Origin of the sequence: Steroidobacter denitrificans (genome assembly GCF_001579945.1) — a bacterium.
In the GTDB taxonomy this organism is placed as follows: Bacteria; Pseudomonadota; Gammaproteobacteria; order Steroidobacterales; family Steroidobacteraceae; genus Steroidobacter; species Steroidobacter denitrificans.
The window spans coordinates 2,281,056-2,296,227 of the sequence record NZ_CP011971.1; the positions used below are offsets into that span (position 1 = coordinate 2,281,056).

Consider the following 15,172-nt stretch of genomic DNA (forward strand, 5'->3'; position numbering starts at 1 on the left):
CTTCGGCCGGGAGCGGTTCCTCGGGAGCTCTGCCGCCCACTGGACACTGGCAGCAGCTGCTCGCCGATGCGCTCAGTGACCCACGCGAACTGTGCTCTCTGCTGGCGCTGGATCCGGATCTCGTGCTGCCGGCGATCCAGGCAGCCCGCGGCTTCGCGCTACGGGTGCCGCGGGGCTACGTGGCGCGGATGCGCCCGGGAGACCCCAAGGATCCCCTGCTGCTGCAAGTGCTGCCCGTGGGCGCGGAGCTCGTGGCGGTCGATGGCTATCTCACCGACCCCGTGGGCGACATGGACAGCCGAGCCGGTTCGGGCCTGCTGCAAAAATACGCCGGCCGGGCCCTGCTGGTGACGACCGGCGCCTGCGCGGTGCATTGCCGTTACTGCTTCCGGCGTCATTTTCCCTATGGACAGGAATCGGCGCTGCACGGCGGCTGGCAACCGGCATTGGCGCAACTGCGCGCCGCACCGGATATCCATGAAGTCATCCTGAGCGGCGGCGATCCCTGGAGCCTGAGCGACCGGCGCCTGCGCCAGCTCACCGACGGTCTGCAGGAACTGCCGCAGCTGCGCCGGCTGCGCATACATACGCGCTATCCCGTCGTGCTTCCGGAGCGGGTCGATGCGGGGCTGCTGGCCTGGCTGGGAGAATTGAAGCTGCAGATCGTCATCGTCATTCACGCCAATCACGCCAACGAGATCGACGCTTCGGTCCGCGAGGCCTGCGCCCGCCTTGCCGGAACCGGGGCGACCCTGCTGAATCAGTCCGTGTTGCTGGCGCAGATCAACGACGACGTCGATACTCTGGCACAGCTGAGCGAAGCTCTATTTGCAGCCAAGGTCCTTCCTTATTACCTGCATATGCTGGACAAGGTGCGCGGCGCGGCGCATTTCGACATCGATACCAAACGCGCCCTCGCACTGCACCAGGAACTCGCCGCGCGCCTGCCGGGATATCTGGTGCCGCGGCTGGTACGCGAGGTCGCAGGCGCGAACGCCAAGACGCCGGTCGGCCCCAACCTCCCTGGAACGCTCGATTGACACACTCCGGTAAGCACGCGGTTGATAGGATTCGACAACGCTCACGGCGTGCCGCCGCCAGGATCGCGTTTCAATAGGCACCCCGCAGCGGCAGATCACTGGCACCGCACGCCGAACGATCCGGGACGGCCTGCTGTTTCCGTTTGACACTAATCAGCCGACAGATATACTATGATCATGTGAGGATATGATATATGCCATGGACAGGCGACGAATATACGCTTGAATTTCTTCTGGAATTCGACGGACGCATCCACAAATACGGAAGCGGTCATTTCCTGAAGTTCGAGATCAAGCGGGTACCGGTGACAGCGACCCGCCCGCACGGATTGAGTTACTCGCTCACGTTGCATGCGCCCGAAGGCACGCGGTTGATCGGATTCGACAACGCTCACGGCGTGCCGCCGCCAGGATCGCGTTTCAATAGGCGCCCCGCAGCGGCAGACCACTGGCACCGCACGCCGAACGATCCGGGACGGCCCTATATCTTCAAGGATGCCGATACGCTGTTGGCGGATTTCTTTAAAGAGGTTTACCGCGTCATCGATGAACTGGAGATTTCGGACATCATCGTGGCCGAAGAGGAAAGGCAGAAAAGGTGAAAAGGATCAAGATTCAAAGCACCCGCTCCCTTGAAAGGGAAATGCGCGCGGTTGCACGCGGTGAGCACAAGGCGCCGAAAGATGCCGCCGTCATCAGCTTCGAATCCGTGGATGCGCTGCTGCGTCTGCTGACGCCGGAGAACCGCACGCTGCTGGCAATCATCCGTGACAAAAGGCCCCAATCGATCGCCGAACTTGCGGAACTGACCGGCCGCGCCCAGCCAAATCTGACGCGCACGATGCGCAAGCTGGAAGCCGCCGGCTTCGTGCGCATGGATATGGTCAAACGCCGCAAGGTACCGACGACCTCGATCCATCCGTTCACAATCAGAATCGATCCATTCTCGCAAAACGACCGTATCGTCTGAAACGGGCACGGGCAATCGGTATAGCGGCCCGGCAATGAGCGTTCGTGCGAGCGCCGCGTCCACCCAGCCGGGATTCGCTGGATACCGATCCGCGAGAAGCTAATAATTAGAAAACATAAAAATCAATTACTTACACTTTCGCCTCTATTGAACGACGGCAACGGACCGGACCGGACGGGGGCAACGAGCCAGGGTTGCACGGCTGAAATACCTCAGATCCATGACGACCCCTGTCGATGGCGGCCCATCGAATCGATGACGGCCCATCGAAACACCCGCTCAACCGGGAATTCTGTAAAAAAGCGGCAAAATCCAGGTTGCAGGGGCCAACCTTCGACGCAGGTTGCAGAATTCCCCCCTGCGATTCTGGCAGTGTTCACGGGCTGGAGTGCACAGGGTCCCACCGACCCGGCCCCGACACTGCGGTGCGCCGGAATTGCCGGCCGAACTCCGCGGACATCATGAGGATCGATTGGAGAACGATTTTGGCTGAACAGAGCGCTGTACCGATGATCGTCCTGACCCGTCATCAGGACAACGTCGAGGCCATCAACAGTACCTTGCGCAATGCCGGACATGCTGCGCGCTGTCACTGGATCCGCGAGCTCAACGATCTAGGCGATGCGCTGATGCAGATCAATGCCTATCTGCTGATCGCTTTCGCCGGCCCCGATCCCGAAGACAGTGCCAAGATCATGAGCGTCTGCCGTCAATTCGGCAGCGATATGCCGGTTCTGATTGCACGCGATCAGGTGGATGAGGACATCATCGCCTCGGCCATGCAGCAGGGCGCACGCGACGTCGTCACCCTGATTCATCCCGCACGTCTGCAGGCCGTGGTGACGCGCGAGTTGGAGGCGCACCGCCAGGCGCGCGCACTGAACAGTACGATCCGTTCGGCGCGTGAGTATCGCGAGCAGCTTAAATCGTTCATGGCGGGTTCTGCCGACGCCATCGCTCATGTCCAGGAAGGCATCGTCGTGGACGTCAATCCGGCATGGCTGGAACTGTACGGCTACGCAGAGGCGAACGACGTTGTCGGTACGCCCTTGATGGATGCCTTCGACCCCGAGGCACACGCGGCGCTCAAGGGCGCACTGGTAGCCTGCTCGCAGGGCAAGTGGGCCGACCATAATCTGCGCGCCAGTGGCCTGCTCAGTGACGGCTCCAGCGTGTCCCTGGAGATGGAACTGTCTGCGACGGAATTCGAAGGTGAGCCCGCCGTGCGTTTGTGCATCGCCGCTAACAAGCGCGACGCCGGCAACCTCAATGAACAACTCTCCCAGGCATTGCAGCGCGATGCGGCCACCGGTGCGCTGCAGCGGCGTTTTTTCCTGGAGCACCTGGGCACGACGCTCTCCCAACCGATCAAGGCCGGGGTCCGCCAGTTGCTGGCGATCGAGCCGGACAAGTTCGACACGCTCATGGAAGAAATCGGGCCGCTCGGCATCGAGGAGTTCGTCGGCCAGTTTGCCGGACTGGTCGGCGAAGCACGCGCGCCCGGCGATCTATTCGGACGATTCGGGGATGGTACCCTGATGCTCTTGATGGAACGCGGCACCACCGGCGATATCGAGACCTGGGCCGAGCACCTGATCCGCAAGGCCGGCGCTCAGGTCTTTCGCATCGGCGACAAACAAATCTCCTGCACTTGCAGCATCGGTATCGGCACGATCGATCCACGCTCACCCGATACCGGTGCGGCCATCGCCACTGCGCTTGCCGCACGGCGCAACGCCGAGCAGGACGGCGGCGCGCGCACCGCCAGCATCGACCGGCGCGATGAGGATACCCGTCAGCAAGCTACCGACGAACTCTGGGGACGCAGTATCCGCGCTGCCTTGATGGAAAACCGCTTCCGGCTCATGCAGCAGCCGATCGCCAGCCTGCTGGGCGGAGACCGCGGCATGTTCGACGTGCTGGTGCGCATGATCGATGAGCAGGGACAAGAGGTGCTGCCCTCGGAATTCATGGCAGCGGCACAACGCAACGATCTGATGAAAAACATCGATCGCTGGGTCATCGCAGCCTCCATGAATTTCTGCGCCAGTCGGCCGGTGAAGCAATTGTTCGTACGGCTGTCGGAAGGATCCGTGCGTGATAAATCGCTGCTGCAATGGCTGTCCAACCAGCTCAAATCCAGCCGCATCGATCCACATCGCATCGTGTTTCAGATCAGCGAACAGGCGGCGACCGAATACCTTCGAGATGCGGCCGAAATGGGTGCGGCGCTGCGCAAAAGCGGCTTCGGTTTCGCTCTGGAGCATTTCGGCGCCGGCCGCGACCCACGGCGCCTGCTGGCCGAGCTGCCGCTGGGATTCATCAAGATCGACGGCACGCTGATCCAGAGCCTCGCGGTCGACCAGGAACTGCAGCAGCACGTCCGTGAACTGGTGGATCAGGCACGGCAAAGGGAAATCGCCACGATCGCCGAGCGGGTCGAGGATGCCAACACCATGGCCGTGCTATGGCAGTTGGGCGTCGAATATATCCAAGGCTACTTCGTCAACGAACCCGAGCAGGTCGTGATGGGCTGAAGCATGCGAGGCTTCCTCGGGCTTCATGCTTCCATCTCGACGGGTTAGCCCTCGACGGCCAGCCGATCCACCTTGCGCCAGCCACGCGGCAGGACCGCACCGCGTTGAGCACGCTCGCCGCGATAGTCGTCGAGCTCGGCAAATTTCAGCGTCATCTTGCGCCCGCTGCTGTACACGATGAGACTTTGCTGCGGCGCCACCACCGCGATCGCCGCAAGATACTCCTCGCGGCTCTGCACCTTCTTGGCGGCCAGCCCGAAAATCTTGTTGCCCTTGCCACGCGGCAGTTCGGGCAACTGCGTCGCCGGGAAGGTCAGCAGCCTGCCATCACTGCTGAGTGCGCACAGCAGCGCAGTATCGCTGTTCGGCACCGGTATGGGCTCCAGCACGCCGCTGCCCTCGGGCACCTTCAGTACCGCCTTGCCGGCGCGATTGCGCGAGTGCAGCTCCCCCAGCCGCACGATGAAGCCATAGCCGGCATCCGAAGCCACGATCCAGCGATCATCGGCATCGCCGATCAATACCCCCGCAAATGTCGCGCCGTCGGGCGGATCGATACGGCCCGAGAGCGGCTCGCCCTGCCCGCGCGCCGACGGCAGCGAATGCGCCGGCAGGCTGTAGGCACGCCCGGTGCTGTCCAGGAATACCGCCTGCTGCGTGCTGCGCCCGCGCGCGGCCGCCCGGAATGCATCGCCGGTCTTGTAGGACAGGGCCGCCGGATCCAACTCATGCCCCTTGGCTGTACGCACCCAGCCGCGCTCGGACAACACCACGCTCACCGGTTCGCTCACCACCAATTCGGTTTCGGTGATCGCCTGCGCCGCTGCGCGCTCCACGATACGGCTACGACGCTCGTCGCCGAATTGCTGCGCATCCGCCAGCAATTCCTCGCGCACCAACTTCCTTAAACGTGCCTTGCTCTTGAGAATGCGGTCGAGTTCGTCGCGTTCCTGCGCCAATTCGTCCTGCTCACCGCGAATCTTCATCTCTTCCAGTTTGGCCAAATGCCGCAGCTTGGTCTCCAGGATCGCCTCGGCCTGAAGATCGCTCAACGAGAAGCGTTTCATCAACACCGCCTTGGGCTCGTCCTCCTGGCGGATGATCCGTATGACCTCATCCAGGTTCAGATAGGCTGCCAGCAAACCTTCCAGGATATGCAGGCGGGCCTGTACTTTCGCCAGCCGCCAGTTCAGACGCCGGGTCACCGTGTCGATGCGAAAGACGAGCCACTCCTCCAGCAGCGGCTTCAATCCCATGACCCGCGGACGCCCGTCCAGGCCGATGACGTTAAGATTGACGCGGTAGCTGCGCTCCAGGTCGGTGGTGGCGAACAAGTGCGCCATCAATTGTTCGATATCGACGCGATTGGAGCGCGGCACGATCACGATGCGGGTGGGATGCTCGTGATCGGACTCGTCGCGGATGTCCTCCACCATCGGCAGCTTCTTGGCCTGCATCTGCGCCGCGACCTGCTCCTGGATGCGGCTGCCGGATACCTGGTAGGGAAGCTGCGTGATGACGATATCCCCGTCCTCGATCTCATAGACCGCGCGCGCGCGAATCGAACCGTTGCCGCTCTCGTAGATCTGCCTGATCTCCCGGCGCGGCGAGATGATCTCCGCGCCGGTGGGAAAATCAGGACCTTTGATATGCATACAGAGTTCGTCCAGCGTGGTCTCGGGTTCCTCCAGCAGACGCACGCAGGCCGTGACGACCTCGCGCAGATTGTGCGGCGGAATGTCCGTCGCCATGCCGACCGCGATGCCCGCGCCGCCGTTCAACAACAGGTTGGGCACGCGCGCCGGCAGCAATACGGGCTCCTCCAGCGTGCCATCGAAATTCGGCGCCCAATCGACCGTGCCCTGCCCCAGTTCCGTCAACAGCAAGGAGGCATAGCGCGTCAGCCGCGATTCGGTATAGCGCATCGCGGCGAAGGATTTTGGATCGTCCGGGGAGCCGAAATTACCCTGTCCGTCCACCAGCGGATAACGATACGAAAAGCCCTGGGCCATCAGCACCATGGCCTCATAGCAGGCCGAATCGCCATGCGGATGAAACTTGCCGATTACATCGCCGATCGTGCGTGCGGATTTCTTGTGCTTGGAGGCGGCCGACAAGCCGAGTTCGCTCATGGCGTACACGATGCGGCGTTGCACCGGCTTCAAACCATCACCGATATGCGGCAGGGCGCGATCGAGAATCACGTACATCGAATAGTCGAGGTACGCCTTCTCCGTGAAGGTGCGCATCGGCAGGCGTTCGACGCCTTCGAAATTCAGAGCGGTTTGATTGGACACGATCGATTCCGATTCAATGATTCAATGATTCAAAGCCAAGCCGGCACGCATGCCACTCACCCATGCGGCGCGCATTGCAGGCTGCCTGTCTTTCGTGCTGCCGCCTGCTGCGCGAACCCGCCCTGGGATGACCATCCCGCTCAAGGTCCTCGACGGCCATGCATCAAGATTGATTGCATGGCCGGCGAGAACCCTGGGCGGGACGGCATTGCCACGATCATCGACATCAGCCCGTGTCGCGCTCAGAGCTGCACTTCCGCCAGGTTGCCCTTGCTCTCCAGCCATTCGCGGCGATCGCCGGCGCGCTTCTTCGCCAGCAGCATGTCCAGCATCGTGTCCGCCTCGTCCTTGGCATCGACGGTGAGCTGCACCAGCCGGCGCGTCTCGGGCGCCATGGTGGTTTCGCGCAGCTGAATGGCGCTCATCTCGCCCAGGCCCTTGAAGCGGGTGACGACCGGTTTCGCGCGCGGATTTTCGGCATGGATACGATCCAGGATCCCGTTGCGCTCCGCCTCATCGAGCGCATAGTAGACCTGCTTGCCCACATCCACCCGAAACAACGGCGGCATCGCCACATAGACATGACCGGCCAGCACCAGGGGCCGGAAATGACGCAAAAACAAGGCGCACAGCAGCGTGGCGATGTGCTGTCCGTCGGAGTCGGCGTCCGCGAGTATGCAGACCTTGTGGTAGCGCAGTCCGTCGAGCTTGTCCGAGCCGGGATCCACGCCCAGCGCGATCGCGATATGGTGCACCTCCTGAGACTGCAGCACCTGGCCGGCCTCGACCTCCCAGGTATTGAGGATCTTGCCGCGTAGCGGCATGACCGCCTGGAAGACACGATCGCGTGCCTGCTTGGCCGAACCGCCGGCCGAATCGCCTTCCACCAGGAACAATTCGCCGCGCTCGGGCTCCTGCGAAGTGCAGTCCGCCAGCTTGCCCGGCAGCGCCGGTCCGCTGATCACACGCTTGCGCGCGACGGACTTCGAAGCCTTCAGGCGCGCCTGTGCCCCGGCGATGGCGGTTTGTGCGATTTTTTCGCCGGACTCGGGATGCTGATTCAGCCACAGGCCGAACTGATCCTTGACGACTCCGGAGACGAAGGCGGCAGACTCGCGCGAGGACAGGCGCTCCTTGGTCTGTCCCGCGAATTGAGGTTCGCGCAACTTGATCGAAAGAACGTAGCTGACACCATCCCATACATCTTCGGGCGCGAGCTTGAGCCCCTTGGGCAGCAGATTTCTGAACTCGCAAAATTCACGGATCGCATCGGTAAGGCCGATACGCAGCCCGTTGACATGCGTACCACCCTGCGGCGTCGGAATAAGATTGACGTAGCTCTCCTCCACGCGTGCGCCGTCATCGACCCGCCAGACGAGCGCCCACTCGGCAGCTTCCTGTTCGCCCTCGATGCTGCCGGAGAACGGTTCCGACGGCAGCCACTCACCCTGTCCCAGCGACTCGCGCAGATATTCATTGACGCCGCCGGAATATATCCATTCTTCCTGCTCGCCGGTCTGCTCGATGCGCAAGCTCACGCGTAGACCGGCGCACAGCACCGCCTTGGCGCGCAAGGTATGGCGCAGCTTGGGAATGGAAAAGGCGGGCGACTCGAAGTATTTCGGATCCGGCCAGAAACGTATGCGCGTACCGGTATTGTTCTTGCCGACCTCGCCGACGATCTCGAGCCGGGTACGCGCCGTGCCGCCGCTGAAACCGATTTGGTATTCCTTGCCGCCGCGCTTCACCCAGCATTCCAGGTTTTTCGACAGCGCATTGACGACCGACACCCCCACACCGTGCAGTCCCCCGGAGAACTTGTAACTCTGCCCGGAGAATTTTCCGCCGGCATGCAAGCGCGTGAGGATCAGCTCGACGCCGCTGACCTTTTCCTTGGGGTGGATATCCACCGGCATGCCTCGACCGTCATCGGCGACCTCCAGCGAGCCGTCCTTGTAGAGTGTGACATCGATGCGTTTGGCATGGCCGGACAAGGCCTCATCGACGGAGTTGTCGATGACTTCATGTGCGAGATGATTCGGCCGGCTGGTGTCCGTGTACATGCCGGGGCGCCGGCGCACGGGATCGAGTCCGCTGAGGACCTCGATGTCGGAAGCGTTATAGGACTGGAGCATTAATGGATTCTTAGCGGATCATTTCGTAGCGGCAAACGGATTGCGGGATCGAGGATCCCATCACGGGCGCGTGTCGTATGAGCATCGTTCATGCAGCGCACTGCCGCCGACGGCGCGCGATTCTAGCACGTGTCGATTCAGGCCCCGCCATCCCACGGCGTGGGACGGACTCGATCCTCTAATAGCTTGATTTTTCAGCTATCTAGACGAAGTCTATTCAAATCGGTGAATATCCAATCCACAATGTTACCCCAGTCAAACGTCCTGCAGGCTTTCCGGGCAGGACGCCGGCGCCGATGGCACCTGCCACTGCGGCCGTTATCTGCCCGGGCTACCATTCCCGGCTGCTATGTGGTCCCATGACGAGCTGTGTAATAATCGCGGGATCTGCCGCCGGGCAGCCCCTACCGGACGGCGACTTTCCACGTGAGTAGCAAAGCCATCGCGAACAGCACCTCTGGCGACGCCGCAGACCGCGCGGCGGACGCACGCCCTGATGCCTCGACCGCCGCGGATTTCGAAAGCTCGCTCGCCGAACTCGAAGCGATCGTGGGAAAACTGGAGCAGGGCGACCTGTCCCTGGATGAATCGCTGCGGCATTTCGAACGTGGCGTGCAACTGACCCGTGCATGTCAGAATTCGCTCAAGCTCGCTGAACAAAAGGTGCAGATCCTGATGAGCAGGAGCGGCGATCCGGAGTCCTTCGATGCGGTGCCGTTCGACGCGGATGATGATCGCGAACGCTGATTCACGCGCCGGCTCCGGTGCATGACGCACACGCTTCCATGAATTCATCCCCATGAACGTACTCGATGGCGCATTCGACGCCGCCACCGTACCGCGCGAGACGGATTTCGATGCGCGGCTCGCCCGCTGGCAGGCGCGTATCGAGAAGAAATTGGCGGCCAGGCTGCCACCCCCCGATATCGAGCCGGCGCGCCTGCATGAGGCGATGCGCTACGCGGTGCTGGGCGGGGGGAAACGGGTACGCCCCGTGCTCGTATATGCCGCCGGCGCGGCACTGGGCATCCCGGAATCCCAGATCGATGGTGCTGCCTGCGCCGTGGAGCTGATTCATGCCTATTCCCTGGTACATGACGATCTGCCGGCGATGGATGATGACGACCTGCGCCGGGGACGACCCACCTGCCATAAAGCCTACGACGAAGCGACCGCCATCCTGGTCGGCGATGCCCTGCAGGTTCTGGCATTCGAGATCCTGGCCCGAGGGTCCGGCCTGCCCGAGGATACAGCCATACGGCTGCGCCTGATCCACCTGCTCGCCACTGCCAGCGGTACGCAAGGCATGGCCGGCGGGCAGGCGCTGGATCTCGCCGCGACCGGCAGGTCTCTCACGATCGATGCAGTGGAAAAAATGCATGCCTGCAAGACCGGTGCGCTGATCCGAGCCTGCATCCTCATGGTCGCCGCCTGCGCACCGGACCTTGATCCGGCCATTCATACGGCGCTGGACGAATACGCGCAGGCCATCGGATTGGCGTTCCAGATTCAGGACGATCTGCTGGATATCGAAGGCGATCCGCAGATGCTGGGCAAGGCCACGGGGTCCGACGAAGCCGCCCGCAAGCCGACCTACCCATCGGTCGCCGGAGTGGAGGCCGCGCGCATACGTATGCATGCGCTGCACCGGCACGCCCTGCGGTTGTTGCGGCAGACACCCGGCCTGCAAAGTGCGCCTCTGGCCTCGGTATCCGACTGGCTGGTGCTCAGAAAGCGCTGAGCACATGCTGTAGACTTCTTTCTCCATGAAGCCCGCCACACCTTATCCGTTGCTCATGGCGATCGACTCGCCGGCGGATCTGCGCCGTCTGCCGGCCGGACAGCTCGAGACCGTTGCCGCCGAGTTGCGCCGGTATCTGATCGATACGGTCAGTCAGATGGGCGGTCACTTCGCGGCCGGGCTGGGTACCGTCGAACTGACGGTGGCGCTGCACTACGTTTTCGATACGCCTACGGACAGGCTGGTATGGGACGTCGGCCATCAAGCCTATCCCCACAAGGTGCTGACCGGACGGCGTGATCGCCTGCGCACCATCAAGCTCAAGGGCGGTCTCGCGCCATTTCCCACGCGTGTCGAAAGCGAATACGACACGTTCGGCGTAGGGCATTCCAGCACCTCGATCAGTGCCGCGCTTGGCATGGCGATCGCTGCAGCCCGCGGACGCTCTCGCCGCATCGTCTCGGTCATCGGTGACGGCGCCATGAGCGCGGGTATGGCCTTCGAGGCGCTCAACCATGCCGGCAGCCTGGATGTGGACATGCTGGTGATCCTGAACGATAACGACATGTCGATTTCCGAAAATGTCGGAGCATTCTCCAACTACTTCGCCCGGGTGCTCTCGGGCAAGCTCTATGCCACCCTGCGCGAGGGCAGCAAGAGAGTGCTCAGCCGCATGCCTACGGTCTGGGAGCTGGCACGCCGTTCCGAAGAGCACATGAAAGGCATGGTCCTGCCCGGCACGATCTTCGAGGAAATGGGCTTCAATTATATTGGCCCCATCGACGGACATGACATAGGCGCGCTGGTCGCAACCTTGCGCAACCTGCGCGACATGAAGGGTCCGCAATTCCTGCACGTGATCACCCGCAAGGGAAAAGGCTACGCTCCGGCGGAAGCCGATCCGATCAAGTGGCATGGCCCCGGCCCCTTCGATCCCAAGAGCGGCATCATCTTCAAGGAGACGGCCAGCGGACCGGCCTACTCTCAGGTTTTCGGCCAATGGATGTGCGATATGGCCGAACTCGATCCGCAACTGGTCGCCATTACGCCTGCCATGCGCGAGGGTTCGGGACTGGTCGAGTACTCCAAGCGTTTCCCGGAGCGATATTTCGATGTAGCGATCGCCGAGCAGCACGCCGTCACCCTCGGCGCCGGAATGGCTTGTGAAGGACTGCATCCGGTCATTGCCATCTACTCGACATTCCTCCAGCGCGCCTACGATCAGTTGATCCACGACGTCGCCTTGCAAAATCTACCGGTCACCCTCGCAATCGATCGCGCCGGACTGGTCGGCGGAGATGGCGCCACCCACCAGGGCAGCTATGATCTGTCCTTCCTGCGATGCATTCCGAACCTGGTGCTGATGGCGCCGGCCGACGAGAACGAATGCCGGCAAATGCTGTACACGGCAGTGCAGTTGCGTCGCCCCGCGGCCGTCCGCTATCCACGTGGACAAGGCCCTGGCGTGGTCCAGGAGCCCGTCATGCAGGCTCTGCCTCTGGGCAAGGCGCAGGTGCGGCGCGACGGCCGCAGCGGGCTGCTGCTCATCGCTGTCGGCGCGATGGTGCCCATGTGCGACTGGCTCGCCGAAAAACACGACGCCACCCTGGTCAACCTGCGGTTCGTCAAGCCGCTGGACGAGGAACTCATCGTGCATCTCGCCGGAACGCACCGCGCCCTGGTGACCATCGAGGAGAACGTCGTGGCCGGCGGCGCCGGCAGCGCCATCAACGAGTGCCTGCTTGCCCACGGCCATGTGATGCCTACGCTGAACCTGGGCATCCCCGATCGCTTCATCGAACACGGTTCGCGCGAGGACTGCCTGGCCGCCGCCGGATTGGACGCCGCATCCATCGACGGCGCTATCGAGCACTGGTGGCGGATGCCTGCCCGTGCCACCGGCTAGGCCGCACTTGCCTTTATACTGTACAGTCCCCATAAGTCTTCCTTAGCCGTTTTCCGGCTGTCATCTTTGCCTTTCGCGCTATGTCGACTCTTCCCAGCAACGTCCAGTCAGCCACGCAGCCCCCCACGATCACCTCGATCGAGGATGTGCAAGGCCGCGCCGACTCACGCCGTATCCCGATCAACAAGGTCGGCATCAAGGAGGTGTATCACCCGGTGCGGGTCAAGGACCGCTCGCGCGGCGAACAGCACACCGTCGCCAGCTTCAATATGTACGTGGCCCTGCCCCATCATTTCAAGGGCACCCACATGTCGCGTTTCGTGGAAATACTGCATGGCAACGAGCGGGAAATTTCGGTCGAATCCTTTCGCGAAATCTTGATCGAGATGACCCGCAGGCTGGATGCCCAATCCGGCCATATCGAGATGGAATTTCCCTACTTCGTCATGAAAAAAGCACCGGTATCGGGTGTGGAAAGCCTGATGAACTACAAGGCTTCCCTGATCGGCGAGTTTCATGGCGGCGAGCCGGAACTGTGGCTCAAGGTGGTCGTGGCGGTCACCAGCCTGTGCCCCTGTTCCAAGGGTATCTCGGACTATGGCGCCCACAACCAACGCTCCCACATCACCATCAAGGCCCGTATCGACGGACACATGTGGCTGGAGGAATTGATCGATATCGCCGAACAGGAAGCCTCCTGCGAGGTGTACGGCATCCTGAAGCGGCCCGACGAAAAATTCGTGACGGAACGCGCTTACGACAATCCGAAATTCGTCGAAGACATCGTTCGCGACGTGGCCGTGCGCATGAACGACGAGGCGCGTGTACTTGCCTATGTCGTGGAAGCCGAGAACTTCGAGTCCATTCACAACCACTCGGCCTATGCGCTGATCGAGCACAACAAGACCGCGGAGCCGGTACAAGGCGATTGATGGGCGGCGCGCACCGCCGTCATCGAACAAGCAGGACATCCCCGCATACGGCGCTCGTACACCGCACGCCACCATCACTGAATCCACAATCCGGCTCACCCAGCGATTGTCGGATCAACGAATCGTCAGCGGTCAGCCCCACTCGCAATCGCCGAATATCTCGCCCATGGTCCTTGCCTGCCATGGATCCGAAGGCACGGCAGGTAAGGACCATGGGCGAGACACTCCCGCAACGGCGTACCGACGTGACAATAACGATGTCTTGGTGCCAGGCGATCCGAGGTACCGATCCTGTCTGGATCAACTCGGACTTTGCAGCCGGCTGATGAGGCTGCGCAAAAAAACCTTGTTGAAGCGCAGCTGACAGGCCGCCGAGGACTGCTCCAGCAAGGTGGAGCTCACTTTCATCAAGGTGACCGGAGATATCGCCTTGATCGTCGCCAGGCGCTTGGCGCCGCGCACATAGCTGGTCTCACCGAAGCAATCGCCGGCATCCAGTTGACCCACGGCCTTGGCGTGACGCATGACCGCAACGCTGCCGGATACCAGCACATAGAAACGATCGTCCATTTCGCCTTCCTTGACGATCTCCTCGCCCTCCTCATAGTCCTGCCAGGTACTGGCTCTCAGCACCTCGAGGATCTCCGAATGCGAAAAGTCGTGAAAAAACTTCAAGGTGCGCAGGATCGAGAACTGCTCCTGCCGATCGAGTTTCGAAGAACCGTCGCGCAGCGTCTGATGCACCCGGGTCAAATCCGCGGCCAGCTCCAGACCATTTCGATAACGCTTCGCCGGATCCTTCTGCAAGGCCTTGGCGACGGCGTTCTCCAGAACCTCGGGAATGTCGTTACGCAAGGTGTGGATCGGCTGGGCCGTCGCGTACACGATCTGGTGCAGCAGCTTGGACAGATTGCCGCCGCGAAACGGGCGAAAGCCCGTCAGCATTTCGTACATCACCGCGCCCAGGGAATATAGATCCGAGCGGTTGGTGATATCCAATGACTGCACCTGCTCGGGCGACATGTAGGACGGACTGCCGGCGATACCGTCGATGCGCGAAATCTCGGAGTCGGACACCAGCGCGATGCCGAAATCGATGATGCGTACGTCGTTCGCCTGCGTCAGCATGATATTGGAAGGCTTGATGTCCCGATGGATCACGCCGCGGCTGTGCGCGTAATGCAGAGCCTTTGCACACTTGTACATGATCTCGACGACATCATCGACCGGCAGCAGATTGTCCGGCTTGCAATAGGCCGATAGTGTGCGCGCGCCATGCACATGTTCGGTGACGATGTAATAGTGCCCTTCTTCCTCGCCTGCATCGAAGATCGGCAGGATATTCGGATGCTGCAACATGCCGACCATGTGCGCTTCCGACAGGAACATCTTGCGCGTGACGCGCGCCCGTTCCTCGTCGTGAGTCTCGAGGTTGTATACCTTGATGGCGACGTCGCGGCGATAGTAGGGATCGTGGGACAGGTAGACGACGCCCGTGCTGCCGCGTCCAACCTCCTTGACCAGCACGTATTTGCCGATCTTTTCCGGGAGAGAATGCTCGGGAGCGGCGCCGCGCTGTGTCATCGAACCACTCGGGAGAATCACGATAGCTGT

General features: G+C 61.9%; 11 protein-coding genes. 8 read left to right on the top strand and 3 right to left on the bottom strand.

The genetic code is table 11. The features are described from left to right. The first annotated feature begins 29 nt into the window (after positions 1 to 29). The 4 genes from epmB to ACG33_RS10430 all read left to right on the top strand — a co-directional run bounded on the left by epmB (position 30) and on the right by ACG33_RS10430 (position 4,547). Complete coding sequence (epmB, locus tag ACG33_RS10415; protein WP_066923197.1) at positions 30 to 1,040, top strand: EF-P beta-lysylation protein EpmB; 1,011 nt, start codon at positions 30 to 32, stop codon at positions 1,038 to 1,040. A gap of 194 nt (positions 1,041 to 1,234) precedes the next feature. After that, positions 1,235 to 1,642, top strand: a complete 408-nt coding sequence (locus ACG33_RS10420; RefSeq protein WP_066920993.1) for a toxin-antitoxin system TumE family protein — start codon at positions 1,235 to 1,237, stop codon at positions 1,640 to 1,642. Positions 1,643 to 1,749: 107 nt separating this feature from the next. Further along, positions 1,750 to 2,010, top strand: coding sequence for an HVO_A0114 family putative DNA-binding protein (locus tag ACG33_RS10425; RefSeq protein WP_210399011.1), 261 nt, complete (start codon positions 1,750 to 1,752; stop codon positions 2,008 to 2,010). A gap of 485 nt (positions 2,011 to 2,495) precedes the next feature. Beyond that, positions 2,496 to 4,547, top strand: a complete 2,052-nt coding sequence (locus tag ACG33_RS10430) for an EAL domain-containing protein (RefSeq protein ID WP_168160066.1) — start codon at positions 2,496 to 2,498, stop codon at positions 4,545 to 4,547. Positions 4,548 to 4,591: 44 nt separating this feature from the next. On the opposite strand, the gene parC is transcribed toward ACG33_RS10430, so the two are convergent. Together parC and parE are read right to left on the bottom strand one after the other, a co-directional pair. After that, on the bottom strand, positions 4,592 to 6,796 hold the full coding sequence (gene parC, locus ACG33_RS10435; RefSeq protein ID WP_066923200.1) for a DNA topoisomerase IV subunit A: 2,205 nt from the start codon (positions 6,794 to 6,796) through the stop codon (positions 4,592 to 4,594). A 290-nt stretch (positions 6,797 to 7,086) separates the two neighbouring features. Next, complete coding sequence (gene parE / locus ACG33_RS10440) at positions 7,087 to 8,979, bottom strand: DNA topoisomerase IV subunit B (protein ID WP_066921000.1); 1,893 nt, start codon at positions 8,977 to 8,979, stop codon at positions 7,087 to 7,089. Positions 8,980 to 9,525: 546 nt separating this feature from the next. On the opposite strand from parE, the gene xseB reads away from it, so the two are divergent. The 4 genes from xseB (at position 9,526) to folE2 (ending at position 13,558) form a co-directional block, all read left to right on the top strand. Then, a complete protein-coding gene (gene xseB / locus ACG33_RS10445) occupies positions 9,526 to 9,726 on the top strand; it encodes an exodeoxyribonuclease VII small subunit (RefSeq protein WP_066923203.1) in 201 nt (66 codons plus the stop codon). A gap of 52 nt (positions 9,727 to 9,778) precedes the next feature. Continuing rightward, positions 9,779 to 10,720 carry a polyprenyl synthetase family protein gene (locus ACG33_RS10450; RefSeq protein WP_083536744.1) on the top strand — a complete coding sequence of 314 codons (942 nt, stop codon included), beginning with the start codon at positions 9,779 to 9,781 and terminating at the stop codon, positions 10,718 to 10,720. 25 nt (positions 10,721 to 10,745) lie between these two features. Then, positions 10,746 to 12,626 carry a 1-deoxy-D-xylulose-5-phosphate synthase gene (gene dxs / locus ACG33_RS10455; RefSeq protein WP_066921002.1) on the top strand — a complete coding sequence of 627 codons (1,881 nt, stop codon included), beginning with the start codon at positions 10,746 to 10,748 and terminating at the stop codon, positions 12,624 to 12,626. Positions 12,627 to 12,706: 80 nt separating this feature from the next. Next, positions 12,707 to 13,558, top strand: coding sequence for a GTP cyclohydrolase FolE2 (gene folE2, locus ACG33_RS10460; protein ID WP_066921004.1), 852 nt, complete (start codon positions 12,707 to 12,709; stop codon positions 13,556 to 13,558). Between the two features lie 300 nt (positions 13,559 to 13,858). On the opposite strand, the gene ACG33_RS10465 is transcribed toward folE2, so the two are convergent. After that, positions 13,859 to 15,142 carry a serine/threonine-protein kinase gene (locus ACG33_RS10465; RefSeq protein ID WP_066921006.1) on the bottom strand — a complete coding sequence of 428 codons (1,284 nt, stop codon included), beginning with the start codon at positions 15,140 to 15,142 and terminating at the stop codon, positions 13,859 to 13,861. Positions 15,143 to 15,172 lie beyond the last annotated feature (30 nt).

Bases quoted from the DNA above. Each gene is read 5' to 3' on its own strand.
- ACG33_RS10420 (WP_066920993.1), top strand. From the start codon at position 1,235: ATGCCATGGACAGGCGACGAATATACGCTTGAATTTCTTCTGGAATTC.
- parC (WP_066923200.1), bottom strand. From the start codon at position 6,796: ATGCGCACCTTCACGGAGAAGGCGTACCTCGACTATTCGATGTACGTG.
- parE (WP_066921000.1), bottom strand. From the start codon at position 8,979: ATGCTCCAGTCCTATAACGCTTCCGACATCGAGGTCCTCAGCGGACTC.
- ACG33_RS10450 (WP_083536744.1), top strand. From the start codon at position 9,779: ATGAACGTACTCGATGGCGCATTCGACGCCGCCACCGTACCGCGCGAG.
- dxs (WP_066921002.1), top strand. From the start codon at position 10,746: ATGAAGCCCGCCACACCTTATCCGTTGCTCATGGCGATCGACTCGCCG.
- folE2 (WP_066921004.1), top strand. From the start codon at position 12,707: ATGTCGACTCTTCCCAGCAACGTCCAGTCAGCCACGCAGCCCCCCACG.
- ACG33_RS10465 (WP_066921006.1), bottom strand. From the start codon at position 15,142: ATGACACAGCGCGGCGCCGCTCCCGAGCATTCTCTCCCGGAAAAGATC.